Here is a 24,160-nt window from a genome sequence, read left to right on the forward strand (position 1 = left end):
CTCCCGAGGGGACCGAGGGCGAGCTGCTGGAGTATTCGTTAGCCTTGGCGTGCCCGGAGCATGGTCACTCCATTGACGATCTTCAACCGCGTGATTTTTCGTTCAACGCTCCCTATGGCGCATGTCCTGAGTGCGACGGCCTGGGCTTTAAGAAAACCGTTGATGCCGAGGCGCTGATCGAGGACCCCTCGAAGTCCATTGCCGACGGAGTCTTTGGTAGTCTGTTCGGCAATTCGAACTACTATCCGCAGATTTTTGCTGCGGTCTGCAAACACTTTAAGGTGAGCGCCGATACGCCGTGGGAGGACTTGCCTCCTCGCGTGCGTCGTGCATTCTTGGATGGCCTGGGCGATACGAAGATCTCGGTCGACTACCAAAAGCTCGACGGACGTCGCAGCCAGTGGGATACCAAGTTTTCGGGCGTTCGCAACATCCTGTACGAACGCTATACCGAGACGACGAACGAGAACACCAAGGCGCGCCTGGAGAAGTACATTCGCGAGGAGCCGTGCTCGAGCTGCCACGGCGCTCGTTTGCGCCCTGAGATGCTCGCCGTCACCGTGGGCGGCAAGTCCATTTACGAGGTTTGTTGCCTGTCGTGCCGTGAATCGCTCGAGTTTTTTGAGGGCCTGGAACTCACCGAGCGCCAACAGTTTATCGGCGGCCGTATCGTCAAGGAAATCCTGGAGCGCTTGCGTTTTCTGGTCGATGTTGGACTCGACTATCTGACGCTCGATCGTGCCTCGGCGACGCTTTCCGGTGGCGAGGCGCAGCGTATTCGACTGGCAACGCAGATCGGCGCGGGTCTCATGGGCGTGCTCTATATTCTGGACGAGCCCTCGATCGGTCTTCATCAGCGTGACAACGAGCGCCTGATTAAGACGCTCGAGCGCCTGCGCGATATCGGCAATACCGTTATCGTCGTCGAACACGACGAGGATACAATCCGTGCCGCCGATTACGTGATCGACATGGGGCCCGGCGCCGGCGTCAACGGCGGACACGTAGTCGCGGCGGGAACGCCTGCCGATATCATGGCGTGTCCCGAGTCGATGACGGGCGCTTATCTGACCGGTAAACGAATGATCCGGGTGCCTGATGAACGGCGCAAGCCCGGTCGCGGCTGCCTTAAAATTACGGGCGCTCGAGCCAACAACCTCAAAAACGTTACTGCCAAAATCGAGTTTGGTACGCTTACGGTTGTTACCGGCGTGTCGGGATCGGGCAAGAGCTCCCTGGTTACCGACACCATTGCGCCTGCCCTTACGAATGCCATTCACCGCTCGACGCGCCCTGTGGGTCCGTATAAAAAAATCGAGGGCATCGAGTGCATCGATAAGGTTATCGATATCGACCAGTCGCCGATTGGCCGCACGCCGCGCTCCAACCCTGCTACCTATATCGGCCTGTGGGATGATCTTCGCGCGCTGTTTGCGAGTACGCCGGAGTCGAAGGCGCGCGGCTACTCGCCGGGTCGTTTCTCCTTTAATGTGAGTGGCGGGCGCTGTGAGGCGTGCAAGGGCGATGGGCAGATTAAGATCGAGATGCACTTCCTTCCCGATATCTACGTTCCCTGCGAAGTTTGCGGCGGTAAACGCTACAACCGCGAGACACTCGAGGTCACCTACCGTGGCAAGACCATCTCGGACGTGCTCGACATGAGCGTCACCGAGGCGCTGGCCTTCTTTGGGAATATCCCGCAGATTAAGCGCAAGCTCCAGACGCTGTACGATGTAGGCTTAGGCTACGTGAGCCTGGGCCAGCCCGCCACGACGCTCTCGGGCGGCGAGGCGCAGCGTGTGAAGCTCGCCAAGGAGCTTCATCGACGCCAGACGGGCAAGACGTTCTATATTTTGGACGAGCCGACGACCGGTCTTCATTTTGAGGACGTCCGCCAGCTGCTCGATGTGCTGCAGCGCTTGGTCGATGCGGGCAACACGGTGCTGGTGATTGAGCACAACCTTGATGTCATCAAGGTTGCCGACCGCCTGATCGATATGGGTCCCGAGGGCGGTAACGGCGGCGGAACCGTCGTGGTTTCGGGCACACCGGAGCAGGTTGCGGACTGTCCGCAGAGTTATACGGGCAAGTTTTTGGCGCCGTTGCTCAGGCGTGACCGGGAGCGTCAGGCTCAACTTGATGCTCAATAAATAGGCGATTCAGTTTATGGGCGCCATCGACTCCTTGTGATTCGATGGCGCTTGCTGTGCCGAAGTGACGTATGCAGCCGAATTGGACATATACTTAATCCTTGCGTCCGAATGCGAGGGAAAGGATATGTCATGGCAAAGGCTGTAAAGACGCCAAAAACCAATGCGATGCGCGAGCTGGAAAGTGCCGGCATTTCCTATGTTCTACATACGTACGAAGACGATGGTGATGAGTCGGTGGGCCTGGGGGTCGCGATTTCGGAGCAGCTTGGCGAGGAGCCCGGTCAAGGATTTAAGACTTTGGTCTGCGTGACGCCGTCCAACGACTATGTCGTGTGCTGCATCCCTGTTGCCGACGAGCTCGATCTAAAGTCCGCCGCGCGTGCCGCGGGGGAGAAGTCCTTGGCCATGATGCATGTGAAGGATTTGCTTGCGGCGACTGGCTACGTTCGCGGCGGCTGCAGCCCGGTCGGTATGAAAAAACGCTACCGGACGCTCATTGACGAGACATGCGTCCTTTGGGATACCATTTTTATTTCGGGAGGCAAGCGTGGTTATCAGCTCGAGCTTGCACCCGATGATTTAATTGCATTTTGCGGGGCGACGGTTGCCGCGATTACGAGAGAGGACTGAGCGATGCCGCAGGAAGAATTGAAGCGCGGAGCTCATTTTGCAAAAGAATCTGCGCCTCAGACACCCTCATCCGAAGCTTCTTCGTCGCGAGATGACACTGACGACATGGGCTCGTCGGACTACTCCACGGTTGGTCGTTCCGCCGGGCTTATGACCATCCTGACTATCGTGTCTCGCGTCACCGGTTTTATCCGCACGTGGGCAATGGCGGCCGCTATCGGCATGTCGCTACTCTCGTCCTCCTATCAGGTCGCCAACAACCTGCCCAATATGCTCTACGAACTCGTGATGGGTGGCATGCTCGTGACGGCGTTTTTGCCCGTGTACATGGGCGTGAGGCGTGAGCAGGGTCGCGAGGCCTCGAACGAGTACGTGGGCAACCTGCTCGGCATTCTGCTTTTAGTGCTGGGTGGCATTTCGTTGCTGGGGACCGTGTCCGCCCCGGGCTTTATCTGGACGCAATCGTTCCTTTCGGGTGACGGTGGCAGCATGGATACCGCTGCGTTCATGTTCCGTTTCTTTGCCATCCAGATTCTCTTTTATGGTTTGGGCTCGGTGTTCTCGGGCGTTCTCAACGCACACCGCGACTACTTTTGGTCGACGTTTGCCCCGGTCCTCAACAATGTGATCGTCATTGCGAGCTTTATGGGTTTTGCGCCCGTGTCCGCACAGTTTGGCGAACGTGCCGGCATCATCTTGATTGCGGCCGGTACGACCCTCGGTGTCTTTGTTCAGATGGCATGTCAGATTCCCGCGCTTGGCAAGCACGGCGTGCATCCCCATATCCATATCGACTTTAAGGACCCCGCGCTGCGCCAGACGATTGCGCTCGGTATCCCGACGCTGCTCGCCACGGTGTGCATGTTTGTCTCGACTTCTATCACCAACGCTGCCGCGCTGGTGGTCCAGCCCGAGACGGGTCCTTCCGTCATCGCCTATGCGCGCCTGTGGTACACGCTGCCCTACGCGCTGATTGCCGCCTCGCTTTCGACGGCGCTCTATACCGAGCTCTCTCATGACGCACAGGAGAAGGATTACGACAGCGTTCGCACGGGCATTTCGCGTGGCGTCGCCCAGATGCTGTTCTTCCTGATTCCGTTCGCACTGTACCTGATTGTCTTCGCACGTCCGCTCAATATGATCTACTGTGCTGGCAAGTTCGATGAATCCGGCGTGGCGCTGGTGTCCGAGTACCTTGTCTACCTGGCGCTCTCGCTGCCGCTCTACGGCGTGGTCGTGTTGATGCAGAAGAGCTTCTCTGCCTTGCTCGACATGAAGCCCTATAGCCGCTATTGCCTGTATTCCGCCATCGGCCAGGCCGGCTCGGTTCTGCTGTTTGGCGTTGTGCTGGGCTTCGGTATGCCGGCAATCGCGCTTTCGTATGTCGTCGACTACGTGATCTTGGTCGGCTGTTCGCTGTGGTGGCTGCGTCGTCGCCTGCGTGGCCTTCAGGTCAAATCTATCCTACATGGCGGTTTCTTTGGCCTTTTGCTCGGTGGCCTAGGTGCTGCCGCAGGCGCCGGCGTCATGTGGGCGCTTGAACACTTTGTCGGGGCACTTGGCGGCTCGATTCTGATTACTCTTGGCTACGTTTGCGTTGCGGGTGTCGCCTCGCTTGTTGTTACCTTTGGCCTTGCCGTCGTCCTTAAGATGCCCGAGGTCTCGGCGCTGCTTCGTCGCAAGTAGGTGCGCGTGGCCGGTCACGACAACATACCAACGTTTGCCGAGCAGGTTTCGCGCGTTCCCACACAGCCCGGATGCTACCTTTGGAAGGATGCCAAGGGCGATGTCATCTACGTGGGCAAGGCGAAAAACCTGCGCGCCCGCATGCGTCAATACGTGACACTGCAGGATGAGCGTCAAAAGATCCCGCTGATGATGCAGCTGGTGGCGAGCTTTGACTACATCGTTGTCGAAACCGAGCATGAGGCGCTTGTACTCGAGCGCAACCTGATCGGCCAGTACCATCCGTACTTTAACGTCGACCTCAAGGATGACAAGAGCTACCCCTTTATCGCCATTACAAAGGGCGACCTGTATCCCGCGATCAAATACACGCGTGAGCGTCATAAGCCGGGAACGCGCTATTTTGGACCCTATACCGATAGCCGTGCGGCGCGTGAGACCATTGACACGCTGCGCAAGGTTATCCCCATCTGCTCTGCATCCTGTGCGGAGTGGCGTCGTTGTCGCCGTACCATCGAGTCCCACAAGGGCGAGGAAGACATCGTCAATATGATTTGCGCACAAAACGGGCGTCCCTGCTTTGACTACCATGTCGGGCGCGGCCCGGGTGCGTGTGTCGGCGCGATTTCCCCGGCAGACTATGCCAAGAACGTCAAGCGTGTCGAGCGCTTTTTGTCGGGCCATCGCAAGGATGTCGTCGATGAGCTGACCTCCGAGATGACGGATGCCGCCGAGGCGCTCGACTTTGAGCGCGCGGCACGCGTCAAACGTCGTTTGGAGGTCATCAGGGGTCTGGACGATCGTCAGCAAGTCGTTTTTCCCTCCAGTGTCGATATCGATGTCATCGGGTTCTATCGCGAGGAGACCATCTCCGCCGCTTGCGTCTTCGTCGTTCGCGAGGGCCGAACAGTTCGCACCTGCGAGTTCATTCTCGACAAGGGTCTTGATGTTGACGAGGAAGAGCTCCAGTCGGGCTTTCTTAAGCGCTATTACGACGAGACGGCTGATATTCCAGCTGAGGTCAACCTTTCCGTCGAGCTTGAGGATGCGGAGGCGCTGGGGGAGTGGCTTGCGGGCAAGCGTGAGCGTTCCTGCCATCTCCATAGGCCGCAGCGTGGCGAAAAGCACCGTCTGCTCGATATGGCATCCAAAAATGCGCGCCATGCCCTCATGCGCTACATGATGCGAACGGGGTACGCTGACGACCGCACCAATCAAGCGCTCCTGGAGCTCGAAAGTGCGTTGGCGCTGCCGGCGCCGCCGATGCGTATCGAGTGCTTCGATATCTCTACACTGCATGGCACCTTTACGGTCGCCTCGATGGTGGTGTTTACCAACGGGCGCGCCGACAAGAGCCAGTACCGTCGTTTTAAAATTCAGGCCGAATTGGACGAGGCAAACGACTTCGTGTCGATGTCCGAGGTTTTGGGACGACGCTATGCTCCCGAGCGCATGGCCGACGAGCGCTTTGGCTCGCGCCCCGATTTGCTCGTTGTCGATGGCGGTAAGCCGCAATTGACCGCTGCGATCAAGCAACTTGAGGCTCTTGGGCTCGATATACCAGTTTGTGGCTTGGCGAAGGCCGACGAGGAAGTTTTTGTGCCTTGGGACGAGACTCCTGTCGTGCTGCCGACCGGGTCTGCTTCGCTCTATCTAATTAAACAGGTACGCGATGAGTCCCACCGATTTGCCATCACGTTCCACCGCGAGTTGCGCGATAAAGCCATGACGGTTTCGGTACTCGATGACGTTCCAGGTGTGGGACCCACCAGAAAACGTGCCCTTATGCGCCATTTTGGCTCGATGAAGCGTTTGCGTGCGGCGAGCGAGCAAGAGATCGCGGAAGTTCGCGGCATACCTGCCGATGTTGCCAAGGCGGTCCACGAGGCGCTCGTTGCATGGAATGCCGAGCGCGCCGAGGCGGCGGCTGGCCATTCCGATAGCTAAACACGAGTCTAAACAACTGATATACATGATTGCGCGATTTTCAACCATTTATTTCGCCATGATTGCCTGCTGGTTTCGGGTTTTATTAACGCTAAAACGTTTGACTAGCCATGGTGAACAACCCTGCTATCCTGCGGGTTGACGAAGACTGATATCTCACCTCGCCGATACATACTGTCTGGCGAATCGTTTGTCAACGAATTCGGTGAACGGTAGTAAATACCGTTCAAGCGTATGTATGTATCGGTCGCCGAGCGCGGCACCTCAGTTGGGTTCGTCGGTAGGTAAGGTATATATCGTCCGCAAGTTGCGCGGGGGCAAGTCTAGGTGCTCCCGGGTAAGATTCTCTATTGATAGGAGAAGACATGGCCATCATCAACAAGGGTATGTCCAGGCGTTCGTTCCTCGGCCTCACCGGCAGCGTCGCTGCTGTCGCAGGGCTTGGTCTCACCGGCTGCGGTGGCAGCTCCAACGACGAGGGTTCCGCTTCCGGTTCCGCCGATTCCGCCAACCGTGGCGGCGGTGTGATTACCGCTGGTTCCGCTTACGCTCCGTCCAGCTTCGATCCCGCCAGCACCGGCTCCGCTGTGGGCCTGGGTGCTAACTGGCACGTCGTCGAGGGTCTCTACGGCATCGATTACCACGACTACAGCACCTTCAACGAGCTCGCCACCGACGATCCCAAGTCCGTGGACGACACTACCTTCGAGGTCACCATCCGCAAGGGCGCCAAGTTCTCCGATGGTACCGAGGTCACTGCTGACGACGTCGTCGCTTCCTACACCGCTTGCGCTGCTTCCGCTACCTATGCTCCGTTCTTCCAGCCCTTCGAGTCCATCGAGGCCAAGGATGCCAGCACTGTAACGGTCAAGACCAAGGTCCCCAACTTCTCCCTGCTCAAGGATCGTCTGGCCATCATCCGTGTTACCCCGGCTACTCAGTCCGAGGAGGATCGCGCCAAGCAGCCGATCGGTTCCGGCCCCTGGATGTACGACTCTATCTCCGATACCGAGATCACCCTGGTTCCCAACCCCGAGTACAACGGTGAGTATGCTGCCGAGGATAAGAAGATCCAGTACAGCATCCTGACCGACCCCACCGCTCGCGTTACCGCCCAGCAGGAAGGCTCCACGCTCGTTATGGAGCTCGTCACCGCTGACGCCGTCGACCAGCTCGAGAGCGCTGGCTGCAAGATCGACAACGTCCAGGGCTTCGGCACCCGCTTCATCATGTTCAACGTCGCCAAGGAGCCTTGGAACAACGTCAAGGTCCGTCAGGCCGTCATGTACGCGCTCGACACCGAGAAGATGATCACCAACACCTTCGCCGGCCTTGCCACCGCTGCCAGCTGCTACCTGCCCAAGAGCTTCACCAACTATCATGAGGCTTCCACGGTGTACAAGACCGACGCCAAGAAGGCCAAGAAGCTCATCGAGGAGTCCGGCATCACCCCGGGTGCCATCACCCTGCGCACCACCGACAACGAGCAGATTAAGGGCATGGCCGCCCAGGTCAAGAACGACCTCGACGCTCTCGGCTTCGAGGTGACCATCCAGACCGATACCTCGCCGGCCACCTACGCTGCCATCGACGGCGGCGAGGCCTACGATATCCTCCTTGCCCCTGGCGATCCGTCCTGCTTCGGCGCTGACCCCGACCTGCTGCTCAACTGGTGGTACGGCGACAACGTCTGGATGCAGACCCGTTGCCCGTGGAAGGAGTCCGCTGAGTGGGAGAAGCTCCACGGTCTCATGGACGAGGCTCTTGCCGCCGAGGGCGACGAGCAGCAGAAGAAGTGGAACGAGTGCTTCGACATCATCGCCGACAACGCTGTTCTGTACCCCGTTGTCCACGTCAAGACCGTCTCCGCTTCCTGGGACGATCCGTCTACCGCGCCCAACGGCGAGGCCCTCGATGGCTTCAAGGGCATCGGCACGACGAGCATGTCCTTCAGGGGCGTCGCGACCGTCAAGGCCTAAGACTCGTTTGAGTCATATGTGGGGCGTCGGTCGTAAGGCAACGTCCTCATAGTTGAAACAAAGACCCGGGCGGCCTCGATGTCGCTCGGGTCTTGTAATGAGTATCCATACTCATATACCAGTTGGTCCTACCGACAAAAGAAAGGGGAGAGAACGTGAACAACTTTCTACGTTTGATTGGAAGGCGTCTCGTGGCGCTGCCGATCATGGCATTGGGCGTCACCGTCCTGGTGTTCTTCCTTATGTCGTTCTCCAAGACCGACCCCGCCTATACGGCGTTGGGTGACGGTGCCTCGCCCGAGGCGGTTGCCGAGTACCATGAGAAGTATGGTCTGGACGACCCCTGGCCCGTGCGCTACGTGCGCTACATGGGCGATCTGATCCATGGTGACATGGGCACCTATGGTGCTGCTCGCAACTCCGTTGCCAAGCGCATCTCCACGGCCCTGCCCGTCACGATGCAGCTGACCTTCATCGGTCTTGCCATCGGCGCGGTCGTCTCGTTTTTGCTCGGCGTCATCGCGGCACTGTATCGCGATAAATGGCCGGACCAAGTGATCCGCGTCTTTTCCATCGCCGGCTTGGCAACCCCGTCGTTCTGGCTTGCCGTTCTGTTGATTCTGCTGTTCTCTTCCTACCTTAAGGTGCTCCCGGCATCCGGTGCTCTGCCTCACTTCACCACCAACCCGGCTGGCTATCTGGGACGTATGATCATGCCCGCTATCGCTCTGGCATTCCCGCTGACGGGCCAGATGACTCGTATCGTGCGTACCGCCATGGTTGAGGAGCTCGACAAGGACTACGTCCGCATGGCCCGTGGCGCCGGCGTTCCCGAGAAGGTCGTCGTCGGCATCAACGTTTTGCGCAACGCGCTGATCACCCCGGTCACCACCCTCGGTCTTAAGATCGGTTACCTTATGGGCGGCGCCGTCGTCATCGAGGTCATCTTCAACCTCCCCGGCATGGGTACTGCGATTCTGCAGGGCGTTCAGGGCAACGAGGCGAACCTGGTTCAGGGCGTCGTCATCGTCGTTGCTCTTGCCTTCATCATCATCAACATCGTGGTTGACATGCTCTACCTGCTCATCAACCCGCGCATCAGGACGGTGTAGATTATGGTAAAGATTCGAGAGAAGCAAACCGAGCAGCTCGAGAAGGCTGCCTCCAAGGGGCTCAAGCTCGGTGGCTGGAAGAAGATGACGCTGTCTTCTAAGATTGCCGCCGTCGTGCTGGTGTTGGTCGCCCTGACCGCGATTCTGGCGCCCCTTCTTGCCCCCTATAGCCCGGTCGAGATTTTCACTGCTCGCCAGGCTCCCGGCAATGGATTTATCTTCGGTACCGACGATAAGGGCCGCGACATCCTGTCGCGTATGCTTTACGGTGGCCGTTACTCGCTGATCATCGGCTTCGGTGCTACTGCCATGGCTCTGGTCTGCGGCTCGGTCGTGGGCGCCCTCGCGGCGGTTTCGCGCAAGTCCGTTTCCGAGGCGATCATGCGCATCCTGGACATCATCATGTCCATCCCGGGCATCGCCCTCGCTGCCGTCTTCGTCTCCATCCTGGGCAATTCCGTGCCGTCGATCATCTTCGCCATTGGCTTTATGTACACTCCGCAGATTGCCCGTATCGTGCGCGCCAACATCGTGTCCGAGTACGGCGAGGACTATGTCCGCGCGGTCATCGTTTCCGGCGCCAAGGCTCCGTGGATTTTGATCAAGCATGTTCTGCGTAACTGCATCGCCCCGATCATGGTCTTCACCGTTACCCTGGTCGCCGACGCCATCATCTTCGAGGCCTCGCTGACCTTTATCGGCGCTGGTATCCAGGAGCCCACCGCTACCTGGGGCAACATCCTCGCCGACGCCCGCGGTGGCGTGCTCGCTGGCCGTTGGTGGCAGGCGCTGTTCCCGGGCCTGGCCATCATGATCACCTGCCTGGCGCTCAACATCCTCTCCGAGGGCATTACCGACGCCATGGCCGCTGCTCCCTCCGCCGCCCTGGATCCGACCGATTCCTCCAAGCGTCGCGAGGCCGACCTGCTGGTCTCCGACCCCGTTCGCGCCTACAAGGAGCAGGCCCAGTCCCTCTCCGCTCGCCTTGGCGCCCTGCGCGATGTCGAGCTCAAGCGTGACGATCGCCATGTGCCCGACGAGTCTGTCGAACCGATTCTCTCGGTCCGTGACTTCTGCATCCAGTTTGAGCATCACGGTGATATCAACGTCGTCGACCATGTCAACTTTGACGTCCGTCCTGGTCAGACCATGGGCCTGGTGGGCGAGTCCGGTTGCGGTAAGTCCATCACCACGCTGGCCATCATGGGCCTGACCGATGAGGACGAGCACCTTTCCGGCGAGGTCCTCTGGGAGGGCCGTGACCTGCTCAAGATGAGCAAGAAGGAGTGGTTCGGCCTGCGCGGTACCGATATCGCCATGGTCTATCAGGACGCCCTGTCCTCTCTCAATCCCTCCATGCTCATCTCTGCCCAGATGAAGCAGCTTACCAAGCGCGGCGGAACCCGCAGCGCCGAGGAGCTCCTGGAGCTCGTCGGCCTCGATCCCAAGCGCACGCTCGAGAGCTATCCGCACGAGCTCTCCGGCGGCCAGCGTCAGCGTGTCCTGATCGCTATGGCCCTTACCCGCGACCCCAAGCTGGTCATCTGCGACGAGCCCACGACCGCTCTGGACGTTACCGTCCAGAAGCAGGTCATCAAGCTGCTCAACGATCTTCAGGCCAAGCTCGGCTTTGCAATGATCTTCGTTTCGCACGACCTGGCGCTGGTCGCCGAGGTCGCCCACAACATCACGGTTATGTACGCTGGCCAGGTTATCGAGCAGGCGCCCACCAAGGAGCTGCTCACCAACCCGATTCACGAGTACACCCGCGGTCTTCTGGGTTCCGTTCTGTCCATCGAGAGCGGCTCGGGCCGCCTGCACCAGGTGCCCGGCGCCGTTCCGAGCCCGCGCGATTTCCCCAAGGGCGATCGCTTTGCGCCCCGCTCGAGCCATCCGCGTATTGGCCTGGACACCCGTCCGGTCTTCAAGCGCGTGCCCGGCACCGAGCACTTCTATTCCGAGCTCCCCGACGAGGTGCTCAAGGCAAATGGTTTGACCCCTCACGCGGAGGTGATGTAGATGAGCGAGACCGCAGTCAACGGCGTCGAGCCGATCATCTTCCTTGATGACGTCCACGTCACCTTTAGGACCCGTACCGGCTCGATTCTGCACCCCAACCTGGTTCACGCCGTCCAGGGTGTAACGATTAAGCTCATGCCCGGTCAGACGATCGGCATCGTCGGCGAGTCCGGTTGCGGTAAGTCCACCACCGCCAACGTCATGTGCGGCCTGCAGGCCCCCACGAGCGGCAAGGTCTACTTTAAGGGCAAGGACGTTACCAAACGTACCGCCGAGGACCGTCGCCACATGGGTCGCGTCATCTCGGTCGTGTTCCAGAACCCGGCCACGGCGCTCAACCCCCGCATGGTCGTTCGCGAGCAGCTGCTCGACCCCATGCGCGTCCACAACCTGGGTACCGAGGCCGAGCAGGAGAAGCGCGTCAAGGAACTCTTGGAGCTCACCGGTCTGCCCAGCTCCGCTGCCGAGGTTCTTCCCGGCCAGCTTTCGGGCGGCCAGCGCCAGCGCGTCGCAATTGCCCGTGCCCTTTCGCTGAACCCCGATGCCATCATCGCCGACGAGCCCACCTCGGCTCTGGACGTTTCGGTCCGCGCGCAGATTCTGAACCTGCTGACCGACCTTAAGAAGGAGCTCGGCCTGGCCATGGTGTTCATCAGCCATGACATCCAGACGGTCCGCTATATCTCTGACGACATCATCGTTATGAATGGCGGCAGGATCGTCGAGCAGGGCGAGGCCAAGCAGGTCTTCCAGCACCCCCAGGACCCCTACACCAAGATGCTGCTCGGCGCTGCGCCGTCGCTGCTGCATCCCAAGCTCGGCGAGTAGCCTCGCTTTCCCTCCCGTGCGCCCGGTTCCCTTGCCGGGCGCACCTCCGTTGCGATTTCGAAAGGTTGGGTTCACGAGCCATGCCAAGTGCTCAGGAGCTACAACATCAATTTGATGAATATCGAGGCGCCATGCCCCGTCCATCGGATTTCGATCTCTTTTGGAAGGATCGCGTGGCCGAGGCCGACGCCGTCGGGCTTGACTATGCGATCGAGACGGCATCGGTGACCGATGCCGCGACCTGCCAGCTTTTCGACCTCTGGTATACCGGCATGTGTGGCGCGCGCCTGCATGCCAAGTACCTTAAACCCGTCTCGGACGGGCCCGTGCCATTGGTACTTCAGTTCCATGGGTATCCGGGTGCTAGCCGCAGCTGGTTTGAGCAGGCGTCGTTTGCGGGCATGGGCATGGCACTCATCGCCCTCGACTGCCCCGGCCAAGGAGGTCCCTCCGAGGACATTGGTGGATTTGAGGGCACAACGGTTGCCGGTCATATCGTCGCCGGTATCGACGGCGACCCGGCCAACCTCTACTATGTCCGTCTGCATCAGGATATTCGCATCCTGTGCCGCATCGTTCGCGAGCTCGAGGGCATCGATCTTGCGCGTGTGTTTGTGAACGGCGCGTCGCAGGGCGGCGGTTTGGGCATTGCGACCTGTGCGCTTAACAGCGAGCTTATCAATCGCGCCGCCATCCTCTATCCCTTCCTGTCAGATTTCCGCCTGGTCTGGGATTTGGATGCCGACGACATTGCCTACGAGGGCCTGCGCTATTGGTCTCGCTGGTTTGACGAGGACTCGACTCGTATTGACGAAGCCTATGCCAAGCTGGCGTACTTCGATTCCAAGAATTTTGCCCCCATGGTCAAGTGCCCCGTGCTGTTTGGCACGGGCACGGCCGATATCGTCTGTCCACCGGCGACGCAGTTTGCGGTCTATAACAACCTGACCTGCGAAAAGCGTCATGAGTTCTTTGAAGGCTTTGGCCACGAGGAGATTCAGGATTTTGACGATTTGATCATTCCGTTTTTCTGCAAGGGAGGGGAGGCTCATGTCTAAGTGCGAGAGCAATGTTGACGAGCTGATTGTCCCCGGACTCGTGGGAATTCCTGGAACGGTTTCGTCAAGGCTCGCAGAATATCGGGACTGGCTCGGTGATGTCCAAGCAGATGTTTCTGATTTAGAGACATGCGCTTCGAATCTTGAGATTCAAGGCCTGGCCATTACGGCGATTGACTTTGTTAACCCCTGCGCCCGTTACTCGGAGGTCTCCTTTGAGCTCGGTGACGATGCGATTCACGCTCGTTTGATTGAGCCTGTCGGCCGTGCCCGAGTATCCGAGCGCGTGCCGCTGTGCCTGATGTTCCACGACATCGATCGGCCTGTGCGCGGCTGGCATCACATGACGAGATTTGCCGCCATGGGGTATGCCGTCCTTGCGCTGGATGACGATGTTGCTGGTGCGGACGACCTGCAGCGGGGGATTTCTTCGCCTGCTTTTGCCAGGCGCGTCCGTTGGGGCTGCGCGCTGGCGAAGGTTGCGCGCAATCTTGATGGCATGGACCCCGACCGCATCTTTGCATGGGGCGAGGGTCTAGGCGGCGGAGTCGCGCTGGCGGTTTCTGCTCTGGACGAGCGGGGTCTCGCCTGCACGGCGGTTGCCAATCCGCTTCCCGGTGGCCTCGAGGCGCTGTCGTCTCGGGTGCGTGGATCGGTGCTCATGGGCACATCGCTCATGGATACCGTGAGCGATCCCATGGATCAGTTTGCCGTATTCAACGGTCTTGAGTGTGACCGGAGGCATATCATCTATGCCAAATACGCTCACGAGCGCATCAATGCGTTCGAAAACGAAGTCGTCGACTTTTTTAACCAAACGTTCTACTCGTGTTCTTTGGCCTAGACGGCCTGGACACTGCCAACAAGAGTGGGTGGCATAGGGCCGCCCGCCAGACAGCTAAGGAGATTCTTGTGGCAACTCAGAAATTCACCGGCGTTATCCCTCCCGTCGTTGTTCCCGATACCGAAGATCACCAGCTCGACGTTGCCTCCTTTGAGCGCAGCATCAACCGCATGATCGATGCCGGCGTCGATGGCCTGTTCTTCTTGGGATCCTCGGGCGAGGTCGTCTTCTCCACCGACGAGCGCCGTCGCCAGATTATCGCCGAGGCCGTTCGTATCGTCGACCACCGCGTTCCCGTTCTGGTCGGCATCATCGACACCGAAACCGAGCGCATGATCGAGCACGGCAAGGTCGCTCAGGAGCTGGGCGCCGATGCCCTCGTCGCCACCTGCCCGTTCTATGCCCTGCAGGGCATGACCGAGGTCGAGGAGCACTTCCGTATCCTGCACGAGGAGCTCGACCTGCCTATCTTTGCCTATGACATTCCCGTCTGCGTTCACACCAAGCTCCCCTGGAAGCTCCTTGCCAAGCTCGGCGCCGAGGGCGTCCTTGCTGGCGTCAAGGATTCCTCGGGTGATGACATCTCGTTCCGCTACCTCGTTCAGGAGAACGAGAAGAACGGCCATCCGATGAGCATCCTCACCGGTCACGAGGTTGTTGTCGACGGCGCCTACCTCGGTGGCGCCGACGGTTCCGTCCCGGGTCTCGCCAACGTTGAACCCGAGGGCTACGTGCGTCAGTGGAAGGCCGCTCAGGCTGGTGACTGGGCTACCGTCAAGGCCGAGCAGGATCGCCTCAATGAGATTTCGCACATCTGGGATGTCACCTCGGGCGTCCAGGGCTATGCCGGTGGCGTCGGCGCCTTCAAGACCGCTATGAACCTCATGGGCATCTTCGACAGCCCGACCATGCCGCGCCCGGTGAAGGCCATGACCGGCGAGAACGTCGAGGCGATTAAGAAGGTCCTCCAGGACAACGGTCTCCTTTAAAGCTTTCCCAGGCACCCGACCTCGCCGTTCAACCGTGCGGCCATGACCCATTAGGTCAATGGCCACACGGTTTCTCGGCGATCTCGGGCACCTGGAAAACCTTTACCGCGCTGTGACGGCTAGCCTGACGGCGCATTTCCTGTAGTTGTTTTTATCTCCTAAGGAGAGCGACATGGAGAACAAGTACGTTTGCTCCGTCGATATCGGCGGCACCAAGATTGCGACTGCCATCATGGAGTATCCGGCTGATGGCAGCGTGCCCCATCCCGTTTTTGAAGCTGAGGTTCCCACCGAGGCCCAGGAGGGCGGCGAGGCCGTTTTCCAGCGTATCGAGGCGTCCATCAAGGCTGCTCTCGAGGCGAATCCCGATGTCGAGGTCCTCGGTGTCGGTATCGGCGCCGCAGGCGTCGTCGATCCCAAGACGGGCGCCATCGCGTATGCCAACGAGATCATGCCCGGCTGGTCCGGCGTTCAGTTGGGGCCGCGCCTGCGCGAGGACCTCGGTCTTCCCGTTGCCGTGGTGGGCGACGTGCAGGCTCATGCTCTGGGCGAGGCCCACTGGGGCGTCGGCAAGGGCAAGTTCTCCGTCTTGTGTCTGGGCATCGGTACGGGCATCGGCGGCGCATATGTCGAGAACGGCCGCGTGATGCAGGGCTTCCATGGTGCTGCCGGTCATATGGGCCACATCGAGTGCTCGGCTGCCGCCGGCATTCCCTGCGCCTGCGGGCGTTCCGGCCATCTTGAGTCGGTTGCTTCGGGCACTTCCATTGGTCGTATGTACGATGAGCGTTTTGGCCGCGTCGACCCCAGCCGTCCTTCGGTCGGTCGCGATGTGAACGACCTGTGCCGCGCGGGCGACGCAAAGGCGACCGAGGTCATCCATGACGCCGGCTTTGCGCTGGGTGCCAGCTTGGGCTCGCTCGCTAACATCCTGGACCCCGAGGTCATCGTGCTTTCGGGCGGTGTGATTCACCAGGGTCCCGATTGGCGTTCACAGACGTGGAAGGATTCGGTGCACGAGGGCTATGCCAGCCAGGCGCTCGATCCGCTTCAGGACACGCCGATCCTCATCGGTTCTCTGGAGGGCGATGCTCCGCTCATCGGTGCCGCCGAACACCTTCTTGCTTCGTTGAAGTAAACATAACTACCAAGTGTGCCTTCTGAGGTGCCGCAGATTGACGTGAAAGAGGAGCGAAGCGTACTTCGGTACGCGAGCGACGGTTTGAACGTCAAGGTGCGGTGTCTCAGAAGGCTGTTTTGAGAAAGGTTGAGTCGAACATGACCGTTGATCCTTTGATCCAGTCCCTGAAGGGCAAGCTCGTCGTGAGCGTTCAGGCGTATATGGGCGAGCCGCTTCGTACGCCCGAGACCATGGCTCAAATGTCTCGCGCTTGCGAGCTCGGCGGCGCCGCCGCCATTCGCTGCCAGGGCCTTGCCGACATTGCCGCCATTAAGGGTCGCTGTGAGGTTCCCGTCATCGGCCTGTGGAAGGATGGGCACGAGGGCGTTTACATCACGCCGACGCTGCGTCACGCTCGCGCCTGCGTTGCTGCCGGTGCCGATATCGTGGCGATCGACGCCACCGATCGTCCGCGTCCCGATGGCAAGACTGTCGAGGATACTTTCCGTCCGCTGCACGAGGAGGGCGTGCTCCTGATGGCCGACTGTGCCACCATCGAGGATATTCGCCGTGCTGTTGATATGGGCTTTGACCTGGTATCCACCACGCTTTCTCACGGCGTCGCCGCCATCGACTGCACCATGGCCGATGGCCCCGATCTGCCGCTCCTGCGCCAGGCGACTGAGGAATTCCCCGGCCTTCCCATCATTTGCGAGGGCCGCGTGCATACGCCCGAGGAGGCTCGCGCCGCGATCGATGCTGGCGCCTGGGCCGTTGTCGTCGGCACCGCCATCACGCACCCCACGAGTATTACGAGTTGGTTCAAGGCTGCGCTTGAGGCGTAAGACAGGCCTCGTATCCGCTCGGGGCGGTATACTCAATATAGGCAATTGACCGCGCGGGATCCGGGTTGCTGGGTCCCGCGCTTGTTTTCGGGAGGCAGCACATGCAAAAGGGAGATGCCATGGATGCGGCGGAGCGCTCGGAGCGCATCCCCGATATCGTCATCATCACCGGAATGTCCGGATCGGGCCGCACACAGGCCATGCACGTGTTCGAGGACATGGGCTATTTTTGCATCGATAACCTGCCTCCGCGTCTCATCGCCCAGCTTGCCGAGCTCGTCGGCATCAATACGGGCGTGGGCAGGCATCTCGCCGTCACCTGCGATTTGCGTAGCCAGGGACTGTTTGACGAGTTGCTCGATGCGGTCGCCGCGCTCGAAGAGCGCGAGATGAGCTGCGACATCGTGTTCCTGGAGGCTTCTGACGAGGTGCTGATTCGTCGCTACAGCGAAAATCGCCGCCGTCATCCCATTGCCAAGCCGGGGGAGACTACGGCCGATGCTATTCAGCGCGAGCGCCTTCAGCTTCAGGGCGTGCGCGACCGAGCCGATATGATTATCGACACGAGCCGTCTGCGCACCTCTGCGCTGCGTAACAAGCTACGTATGGCATTTTCCGAGCTGTCCGACCAGCAGCTCATGGACGTCCACGTGTTCTCGTTTGGCTTTAAGCACGGCATGCCCGTCGAGGCGGACATTATGATCGACGTCCGCTTCCTGCCTAATCCGTTCTACGATCCCGAGATGCGCACGATGACCGGTCTCGATAAAAAGGTCTCCGATTTTGTTCTGGACCATCCCAAGACGCAGGAGTTTTGGAAGGCTTGGACACAGCTGCTCGATACGGTGATGCCGGGCTATATCGCGGAGGGAAAGCCGCAGCTTTCTATTGCCATCGGCTGTACAGGCGGCCAGCACCGCAGCGTTGCCATTGCCGAAGCCACGGCACGTTACCTGGAAGGCGCTCAGTATCATGTGAGCATCTCCCACCGCGACCTGTCGCGCGCCAACACGAAGGCATAGGCCTGCATGTCGTTTACCGCTGAGGTGCGCGACGAGCTTGCGCGCTGCGAACCCGAATGTGAATACTGCGACTTGTCGACGCTTGCCGCCCTCACGCGCGTGAGCGGTACGCTCTCGCTTACCGGCTCTGGGCGGTATCGTTTGACGGTTGCGACTGAGACGGGAGCCGTCGCGCGCACGATGATCACGCTGACGCATCGCATCCTTAAGCTCAAAACGGAATTCACCGTTCGTAAATCGGTCTTGCATAAGGTCCGTAACTATCTCATTACCCTGCCCGATCAACCCGACCTGGACAAGGCTCTGGTGCTGCTGGGTATCCTCGACCGTAGGGGAGGACTTGTCGCCGGCGTGCCCCGACATATCGTTGCCCGTCCTTGCTGTAGACTTGCCTATATCCGCGGCGCGCTCATCGCGGGCGGCTTCGTGGCCGATCCACGCGGCGATTTTCATTTGGAGATCGCGGTGCAGGGCGAGCAATATGCCAAGGGGCTTTGCGATCTGTTGGAGCAGATTGGGGTCCATGCGCGTGTTAATGCACGGCGGGGGTCATATGCCGTGTACATTAAGAGCGCCGAGGAAATCGAGCATCTATTAAAGCTGATTGGTGCCAAGCGCAGCGTTGCCGAGATTGAGGAGGCGCGCGCGGTCAAGTTGGTTAAGAACGATGTGAACCGTCGCGTGAACGCCGAGCTCGCCAACCAGACCAGAAGCGCCGGTGCTGCCCAACATCAGCTTGCGCTTATCGATGAGCTTGAGCAGCGTGGCCTTCGCGATGCGCTTCCGGATGCCTTGGCGGTCTTTTGCGACCTGCGCGAGCGCTATCCCGATCTGTCGCTGCGTGATTTGGGGGAGATGGCTGACCCTCCCTTGTCGAAGTCTGCCCTCTACCATCGTGTTTTACGGCTTGAAAAGCTCATTGAAGCAAACAGGTAGTTTGAAGTATCGACTTATATATGGATTTAGCTGCTATTTTAGTCTTTAAAACGTTTTAACGTAAATTTGATTTTCAATTTCGAGCATTCTCGTGAAATTCAAGTCAAAAAAAAGGTATATTAGGCGAGTGGTTAGTTTGTGGGCCTCAACGGCGGGCGCTGTAGCTCGCGGGGGCCTTACGAAAGGAGACACAATGGCAGTAAAGGTTGCTATTAACGGCTTCGGTCGCATCGGTCGTCTGGCTTTCCGTCAGATGTTCGGTCATGAGGGCTCCGAGATCGTCGCTATCAACGACCTCACCTCTCCCGATATGCTCGCTTACCTGCTGAAGTACGACTCCACGCAGGGCAACTACGCTCGCGATCACGAGGTCGTTGCTGGCGAGGATTCCATCACCGTTGACGGCAAGGAGATCAAGATCTACAAGGAGGCCGACGCCAACAACCTGCCTTGGGGCGACCTCGACGTCGACGTCGTTCTCGAGTGCACCGGCTTCTACACCAGCAAGGCTAAGGCTCAGGCCCACATCAACGCTGGCGCCAAGAAGGTCGTCATCTCCGCTCCGGCCGGCAGCGATCTGCCCACCATCGTGTACAACGTCAACCATGAGACGCTGACCGCTGAGGACAACATCATCTCCGCTGCTTCCTGCACCACCAACTGCCTCGCCCCGATGGCCAAGGGTCTGAACGACTTCGCTCCCATCGTGTCCGGCATCATGACCACCATCCACGCCTTCACCGGCGACCAGATGCCGCTCGACGGCCCGCAGCGCAAGGGCAACTTCCGTCGCTCCCGCGCCTGCTCCGAGAACATCGTCCCGAACACCACGGGCGCTGCCAAGGCCATCGGCCTGGTTCTCCCCGAGCTCAACGGCAAGCTCATCGGTGCCGCCCAGCGCGTCCCGACGCCGACCGGCTCGCTGACCAACCTCTACGCTGTCGTTGACAAGAAGGTCACCGTCGACGAGGTGAACGCTGCCATGAAGGCCTACGCCGAGACCATCCCTGATACCTTCGCCTACAACGAGGATCAGATCGTCTCCCGCGACATCGTCGGCGAGACCCACGGCTCCATCTTCGACGCCACGCAGACCATGGCCTCCGACCTCGGCAACGGCCAGACCCTGGTGCAGGTCACCTCTTGGTACGACAACGAGAACTCCTACACCTCCCAGATGGTCCGCACCATCAAGTACTTCGAGAAGTTCGTTGCTTAAGTTATCGGCAATCGACTAGCTCGTTGAGCGTCTAAAGAAGGGCGCGGCCTTTAAGGGCTTATGCTCTGGGGTCGCGTCCTTTTTTATTGGAAACCGTGCGCACATACGTGCACACATGTACGAAAGGTAGAAGCAAACATGGCCTTTACCAAGAAGACCGTCCGCGACATCGATGTCGACGGCAAGCGCGTTCTCGTTCGCGTTGACTTCAATGTGCCTATCAAGGACGGCGTCGTGGGCGATACCACCCGCATCAAGGCTGCCCTTCCCACCATCAAGTATCTCGTCGAGCACAACGCTCGCGTCATCCTCATGAGCCACCTTGGCCGTCCTGCCGGCACTGGTTTCGAGCCCGAGCTTTCGCTCAAGCCGGTTGCCGCCAAGCTCGCCGAGCTTTCAGGTCTCGACGTCAGCTTCGTCCAGGACACCTACGGCGAGGAGGCCGCCAAGGCCGTCGAGGCTGTCGAGCCGGGCAAGGTCCTCGTTCTCGAGAACGTCCGTTTCGATAAGCGTGAGAAGAAGAACGATCCCGAGATCGCCAAGAAGCTCGCTTCCTACGGCGACATCTTCGTTCTCGACGCCTTCGGCACCGCTCACCGCGCACAGGGTTCCGTCGTGGGCCCGGCCGCCTATCTCCCCGCTGTCGCAGGCTTCCTGCTTGAGAAGGAGGTCGACACGCTGACCAGCATCTTCGCTGATCCTGAGCGTCCTTTCGTCGCCATCGTCGGCGGTTCCAAGGTTTCCTCCAAGATCGGTGTCCTCGATCATCTGATCGATTCCGCCGACACCCTGATCATCGGTGGCGGCATGGCCTACACCTTCTTCCTGGCCAAGGGCTACAAGACCGTCGGTACCTCCCTCAAAGAGGAGGACTGGGTCGAGCGCGCTGCAGAGATGCTCAAGAAGGCTGAGGACAAGGGCGTCAAGATCCTGCTCCCGATCGATAACCTCGTTGCCGACCACTTCGGCGAGGACGCTACGGGCGAGGTCGTCGCTTCCGACGCCATCCCCGAGGATCGCATGGGCATGGACATCGGCCCCAAGACCGAGGCCCTTTACGCCGAGGCCATCAAGGGCGCCAAGACCGTCTTCTGGAACGGCCCCATGGGCGTTTTCGAGTTCGATAACTTCGCGCACGGCACCAAGGCCGTTGCCGAGGCTGTTGCCGAGCTCAAGGCCAACGGCGGCACCTCCATCATCGGCGGTGGCGACTCCGTCGCAGCCGTCAACAAGTTCGATCTTGCCGACAAGATGAGCTGGATCTCCACCGGTGGTGGCGCTTCCATGGAGCTCGTCGAGGGTAAGGCCCTGCCCGGAGTGGAGGCGCTTCTCGATGCCTAATCGCACCCTTCTTATCGCTGGTAACTGGAAGATGAACAACGACGTCGCCGAGGCTGCCAAGCTCGCCGACGAGCTGGCCCAGGCTCTGCCCGAGGTTCCGGCTGGCGTCGAGGTGCTCGTCTGCCCTCCGACCATCGACATCACTACGGTCCATGACCGCATTCAGGCTGCCCCCATCGCCCTCGGTGCACAGAACGTGTACTGGGAGGCCAAGGGTGCCTTCACCGGTGAGTCCTCTTGCGACATGCTCAAGTCCGCTGGCTGCACCTACTGCATCATCGGTCACTCCGAGCGCCGCGACTACTTCCACGAGACTGACGAGGACCAGAACAAGAAGGCCAAGGCTCTCGTTGCCGCCGGTCTTGTTCCCGTCTTCTGCTGCGGCGAGTCCCTCGAGGTCCGCGAGGCTGGCACCTATGTCGAGCACGTCGTGAACCAGGTCAAGGCAGGCCTTGCTGGCCTTGAGATCACCTGCCCCAAGCAGGTCGTCGTCGCCTACGAGCCCATCTGGGCCATCGGCACCGGCAAGACCGCTACCGCCGAGGACGCTCAGGAGGTCTGCGGCGCTATCCGTGAGACCCTCAAGGAGATGTTCGGCGAGGAGCTCGCCAACGGCATCCGCGTTCTCTACGGCGGTTCCGCCAAGCCCGGCAACATTGCCGAGCTCGTCGCCAAGCCCGACGTTGACGGCGCCCTCGTGGGCGGCGCTTCGCTCAAGGCTGCTGACTTTGCCTCTATGGTCGTCAAGGCAGGCGAGTAGGACATATGGCACAGCGTCATCTTCCTGCACTCCTGATCATCATGGACGGCTGCGGCCTTGCTCCGGCTGATGGCGAGAACGCCGTCGCCGCTGCCAAGACGCCCTTCCTTGATAGCCTGTACGAGAAGTATCCTCACACTACGCTCGGCGCTTCGGGCGAGGACGTGGGCCTTCCCGACGGCCAGATGGGCAACTCCGAGGTGGGTCACCTCAACATCGGTGCCGGCCGCATCGTGTTCCAGGAGCTTTCGCGCATCAACAATGCCATCCAGGACGGCTCCATCGCTAAGAACGAGGTTTTCGTCAAGGCTATGGACGATGTCAAGGCCGAGGGCAAGACCCTTCACCTCATGGGCCTTATGAGCCCTGGCGGTGTTCATTCTCACATGAACCACGTTGAGGCTCTGGTCAAGATGGCTGCCGAGCACGGTGTCAAGACCGTTCGCGTCCACGCCTTCATGGATGGTCGCGACGTTGACCCGCAGTCCGGCGCTGGCTACATGAGCGAGTTCTGCGCCTTCCTGGCCAAGATTTCTGAGGAGACCGGTTGCGACGCTCGCGTTGCCACCGTCTCGGGCCGTTATTGGGCCATGGACCGCGATAATCGTTGGGAGCGCATCCAGCGCGCCTACGACGTCATGGTCAACGCGTCCGATGCCGATACCGACCCCGTGGCCGGTATCAAGGCCTACTACGAGAAGGATCCGCGCGGCGATGAGTTCGTCGAGCCCTTCGCTGCCCACAACGAGGGCATCCACGAGGGCGACGCGGCCATCTTCTTCAACTTCCGTCCCGACCGCGCTCGTCAGATGACCCGCGTGTTCACGGACAAGGAGTTCGACGGCTTTGAGCGCGAGCAGATCAAGCTTTCGCACTTTGTGACGATGACCGAGTACGATCCGACGTTTGACGTCGAGGTCGCCTTCCCCAAGACGTTCCCCGAGAACGTCCTGGCCGACGTCATCGCCGCCAATGGCCTGAAGCAGCTGCACACTGCCGAGACCGAGAAGTACGCCCACGTGACGTTCTTCCTCAACGGCGGTATCGAGGAGCCCAAGGAGGGCGAGGAGCGCGTGCTCGTCGCTTCCCCCAAGGTTGCTACCTATGATCTGCAGCCCGAGATGAGCGCTCCCGAGGTTACCGAGAAGCTCGTCGCCGCCATCAACGAGGATCGCGCTGATTTCTACATCGTGAACTTCGCGAACTGCGACATGGTTGGTCACACTGGTGTCTTCGACGCCGCCGTTAAGGCCGTCGAGGCTGTTGACGATGCCCTGTCCAAGGTTGTCCCGGCGATTCTCGCCAAGGGCGGCTTTGCGCTGATTACCGCCGACCACGGCAACGCCGATCACATGTTTGACGTTGCTTCCGACGGTTCCAAGCATCCGTTTACGGCTCACACCACCAACCGCGTGCCGTTCATCATCGTTGATGAGAAGGCCAAGCTCACCGGTATCGAGGACGGCCGTCTTTCCGATATCGCTCCGACCATGCTCACCATGGCTGGTATTGAGCCTTCCGCCGAGATGACGGGCCGCGTGCTCGCCGCCGAGGCCTAAGAGAAAACAAATACCGTTTTCTTATAAGGGGGGGGTTGTCCACAATCGGGCAACCCCCCTTTTTTGCGCTATTTCTACCTCGTCCCCAAATGGCTGATGGGGGAGTGTCAGGG

19 protein-coding genes are annotated in these 24,160 nt (G+C 59.9%); all 19 read left to right on the forward strand.

Translation table 11 applies throughout. The features are described from left to right. Positions 1-2,150: excinuclease ABC subunit UvrA (uvrA, locus tag ABHR75_RS06635; RefSeq protein WP_346963927.1), on the forward strand; the 2,150-nt coding region annotated here is incomplete at its 5' end. Between the two features lie 132 nt (positions 2,151-2,282). Further along, positions 2,283-2,783, forward strand: coding sequence for a Cys-tRNA(Pro) deacylase (ybaK, locus tag ABHR75_RS06640; protein WP_006236166.1), 501 nt, complete (start codon positions 2,283-2,285; stop codon positions 2,781-2,783). Positions 2,784-2,888: 105 nt separating this feature from the next. After that, entirely contained in the window at positions 2,889-4,469 is a 1,581-nt protein-coding gene (gene murJ, locus ABHR75_RS06645; RefSeq protein ID WP_346963928.1) for a murein biosynthesis integral membrane protein MurJ, read from the forward strand. A gap of 6 nt (positions 4,470-4,475) precedes the next feature. Beyond that, positions 4,476-6,416, forward strand: coding sequence for an excinuclease ABC subunit UvrC (gene uvrC / locus ABHR75_RS06650; protein ID WP_346963929.1), 1,941 nt, complete (start codon positions 4,476-4,478; stop codon positions 6,414-6,416). Between the two features lie 365 nt (positions 6,417-6,781). Then, positions 6,782-8,395, forward strand: coding sequence for an ABC transporter substrate-binding protein (locus ABHR75_RS06655; protein WP_195363241.1), 1,614 nt, complete (start codon positions 6,782-6,784; stop codon positions 8,393-8,395). Positions 8,396-8,550: 155 nt separating this feature from the next. After that, complete coding sequence (locus tag ABHR75_RS06660) at positions 8,551-9,507, forward strand: ABC transporter permease (protein WP_022094871.1); 957 nt, start codon at positions 8,551-8,553, stop codon at positions 9,505-9,507. A 3-nt stretch (positions 9,508-9,510) separates the two neighbouring features. After that, positions 9,511-11,526: a dipeptide/oligopeptide/nickel ABC transporter permease/ATP-binding protein gene (locus ABHR75_RS06665; protein WP_346963930.1), complete on the forward strand. Its 2,016-nt coding sequence runs from the start codon at positions 9,511-9,513 to the stop codon at positions 11,524-11,526. Continuing rightward, the gene (locus ABHR75_RS06670) at positions 11,527-12,354 is read left to right on the forward strand and encodes an ABC transporter ATP-binding protein (protein ID WP_117848735.1); all 828 of its coding nucleotides are present in this window, start codon (positions 11,527-11,529) and stop codon (positions 12,352-12,354) included. A gap of 80 nt (positions 12,355-12,434) precedes the next feature. Then, complete coding sequence (locus tag ABHR75_RS06675) at positions 12,435-13,412, forward strand: acetylxylan esterase (RefSeq protein WP_346963931.1); 978 nt, start codon at positions 12,435-12,437, stop codon at positions 13,410-13,412. Beyond that, positions 13,405-14,256 (forward strand): acetylxylan esterase, encoded by an 852-nt coding sequence (locus ABHR75_RS06680; RefSeq protein ID WP_346963932.1) that lies wholly within the window; start codon positions 13,405-13,407, stop codon positions 14,254-14,256. Before ABHR75_RS06675 ends, ABHR75_RS06680 begins: the two co-directional genes overlap by 8 nt. Before the next feature lie 68 nt (positions 14,257-14,324). Next, the gene (locus ABHR75_RS06685) at positions 14,325-15,245 is read left to right on the forward strand and encodes a dihydrodipicolinate synthase family protein (protein ID WP_035138887.1); all 921 of its coding nucleotides are present in this window, start codon (positions 14,325-14,327) and stop codon (positions 15,243-15,245) included. 172 nt (positions 15,246-15,417) lie between these two features. Then, positions 15,418-16,383 (forward strand): ROK family protein, encoded by a 966-nt coding sequence (locus tag ABHR75_RS06690; protein ID WP_022094876.1) that lies wholly within the window; start codon positions 15,418-15,420, stop codon positions 16,381-16,383. Between the two features lie 140 nt (positions 16,384-16,523). Next, the gene (locus ABHR75_RS06695) at positions 16,524-17,210 is read left to right on the forward strand and encodes an N-acetylmannosamine-6-phosphate 2-epimerase (RefSeq protein WP_022094877.1); all 687 of its coding nucleotides are present in this window, start codon (positions 16,524-16,526) and stop codon (positions 17,208-17,210) included. Positions 17,211-17,311: 101 nt separating this feature from the next. Next, positions 17,312-18,232, forward strand: coding sequence for an RNase adapter RapZ (gene rapZ / locus ABHR75_RS06700; RefSeq protein ID WP_022094878.1), 921 nt, complete (start codon positions 17,312-17,314; stop codon positions 18,230-18,232). Between the two features lie 6 nt (positions 18,233-18,238). Beyond that, positions 18,239-19,168, forward strand: coding sequence for a DNA-binding protein WhiA (gene whiA, locus ABHR75_RS06705; protein ID WP_117800625.1), 930 nt, complete (start codon positions 18,239-18,241; stop codon positions 19,166-19,168). A gap of 193 nt (positions 19,169-19,361) precedes the next feature. Beyond that, positions 19,362-20,387 (forward strand): type I glyceraldehyde-3-phosphate dehydrogenase, encoded by a 1,026-nt coding sequence (gene gap / locus ABHR75_RS06710; RefSeq protein WP_152067645.1) that lies wholly within the window; start codon positions 19,362-19,364, stop codon positions 20,385-20,387. Positions 20,388-20,525: 138 nt separating this feature from the next. Further along, positions 20,526-21,728 (forward strand): phosphoglycerate kinase, encoded by a 1,203-nt coding sequence (locus ABHR75_RS06715; RefSeq protein ID WP_346963933.1) that lies wholly within the window; start codon positions 20,526-20,528, stop codon positions 21,726-21,728. Further along, positions 21,721-22,488 (forward strand): triose-phosphate isomerase, encoded by a 768-nt coding sequence (gene tpiA / locus ABHR75_RS06720; protein WP_022094882.1) that lies wholly within the window; start codon positions 21,721-21,723, stop codon positions 22,486-22,488. Before ABHR75_RS06715 ends, tpiA begins: the two co-directional genes overlap by 8 nt. A 5-nt stretch (positions 22,489-22,493) precedes the next feature. Next, complete coding sequence (gene gpmI / locus ABHR75_RS06725) at positions 22,494-24,047, forward strand: 2,3-bisphosphoglycerate-independent phosphoglycerate mutase (protein ID WP_346963934.1); 1,554 nt, start codon at positions 22,494-22,496, stop codon at positions 24,045-24,047. Positions 24,048-24,160: the final 113 nt, after the last annotated feature.

Source organism: Collinsella aerofaciens (assembly GCF_039752955.1).
GTDB lineage: Bacteria > Actinomycetota > Coriobacteriia > Coriobacteriales > Coriobacteriaceae > Collinsella > Collinsella aerofaciens_BI.

Excerpts from the sequence above, each read along its gene's own strand:
- ybaK (WP_006236166.1), top strand. The coding sequence starts at position 2,283 with ATGGCAAAGGCTGTAAAGACGCCAAAAACCAATGCGATGCGCGAGCTG.
- murJ (WP_346963928.1), top strand. The coding sequence starts at position 2,889 with ATGGGCTCGTCGGACTACTCCACGGTTGGTCGTTCCGCCGGGCTTATG.
- ABHR75_RS06655 (WP_195363241.1), top strand. The coding sequence starts at position 6,782 with ATGGCCATCATCAACAAGGGTATGTCCAGGCGTTCGTTCCTCGGCCTC.
- ABHR75_RS06665 (WP_346963930.1), top strand. The coding sequence starts at position 9,511 with ATGGTAAAGATTCGAGAGAAGCAAACCGAGCAGCTCGAGAAGGCTGCC.
- ABHR75_RS06670 (WP_117848735.1), top strand. The coding sequence starts at position 11,527 with ATGAGCGAGACCGCAGTCAACGGCGTCGAGCCGATCATCTTCCTTGAT.
- ABHR75_RS06675 (WP_346963931.1), top strand. The coding sequence starts at position 12,435 with ATGCCAAGTGCTCAGGAGCTACAACATCAATTTGATGAATATCGAGGC.
- ABHR75_RS06680 (WP_346963932.1), top strand. The coding sequence starts at position 13,405 with ATGTCTAAGTGCGAGAGCAATGTTGACGAGCTGATTGTCCCCGGACTC.
- ABHR75_RS06690 (WP_022094876.1), top strand. The coding sequence starts at position 15,418 with ATGGAGAACAAGTACGTTTGCTCCGTCGATATCGGCGGCACCAAGATT.
- ABHR75_RS06695 (WP_022094877.1), top strand. The coding sequence starts at position 16,524 with ATGACCGTTGATCCTTTGATCCAGTCCCTGAAGGGCAAGCTCGTCGTG.
- rapZ (WP_022094878.1), top strand. The coding sequence starts at position 17,312 with ATGCAAAAGGGAGATGCCATGGATGCGGCGGAGCGCTCGGAGCGCATC.
- whiA (WP_117800625.1), top strand. The coding sequence starts at position 18,239 with ATGTCGTTTACCGCTGAGGTGCGCGACGAGCTTGCGCGCTGCGAACCC.
- gap (WP_152067645.1), top strand. The coding sequence starts at position 19,362 with ATGGCAGTAAAGGTTGCTATTAACGGCTTCGGTCGCATCGGTCGTCTG.
- ABHR75_RS06715 (WP_346963933.1), top strand. The coding sequence starts at position 20,526 with ATGGCCTTTACCAAGAAGACCGTCCGCGACATCGATGTCGACGGCAAG.
- tpiA (WP_022094882.1), top strand. The coding sequence starts at position 21,721 with ATGCCTAATCGCACCCTTCTTATCGCTGGTAACTGGAAGATGAACAAC.
- gpmI (WP_346963934.1), top strand. The coding sequence starts at position 22,494 with ATGGCACAGCGTCATCTTCCTGCACTCCTGATCATCATGGACGGCTGC.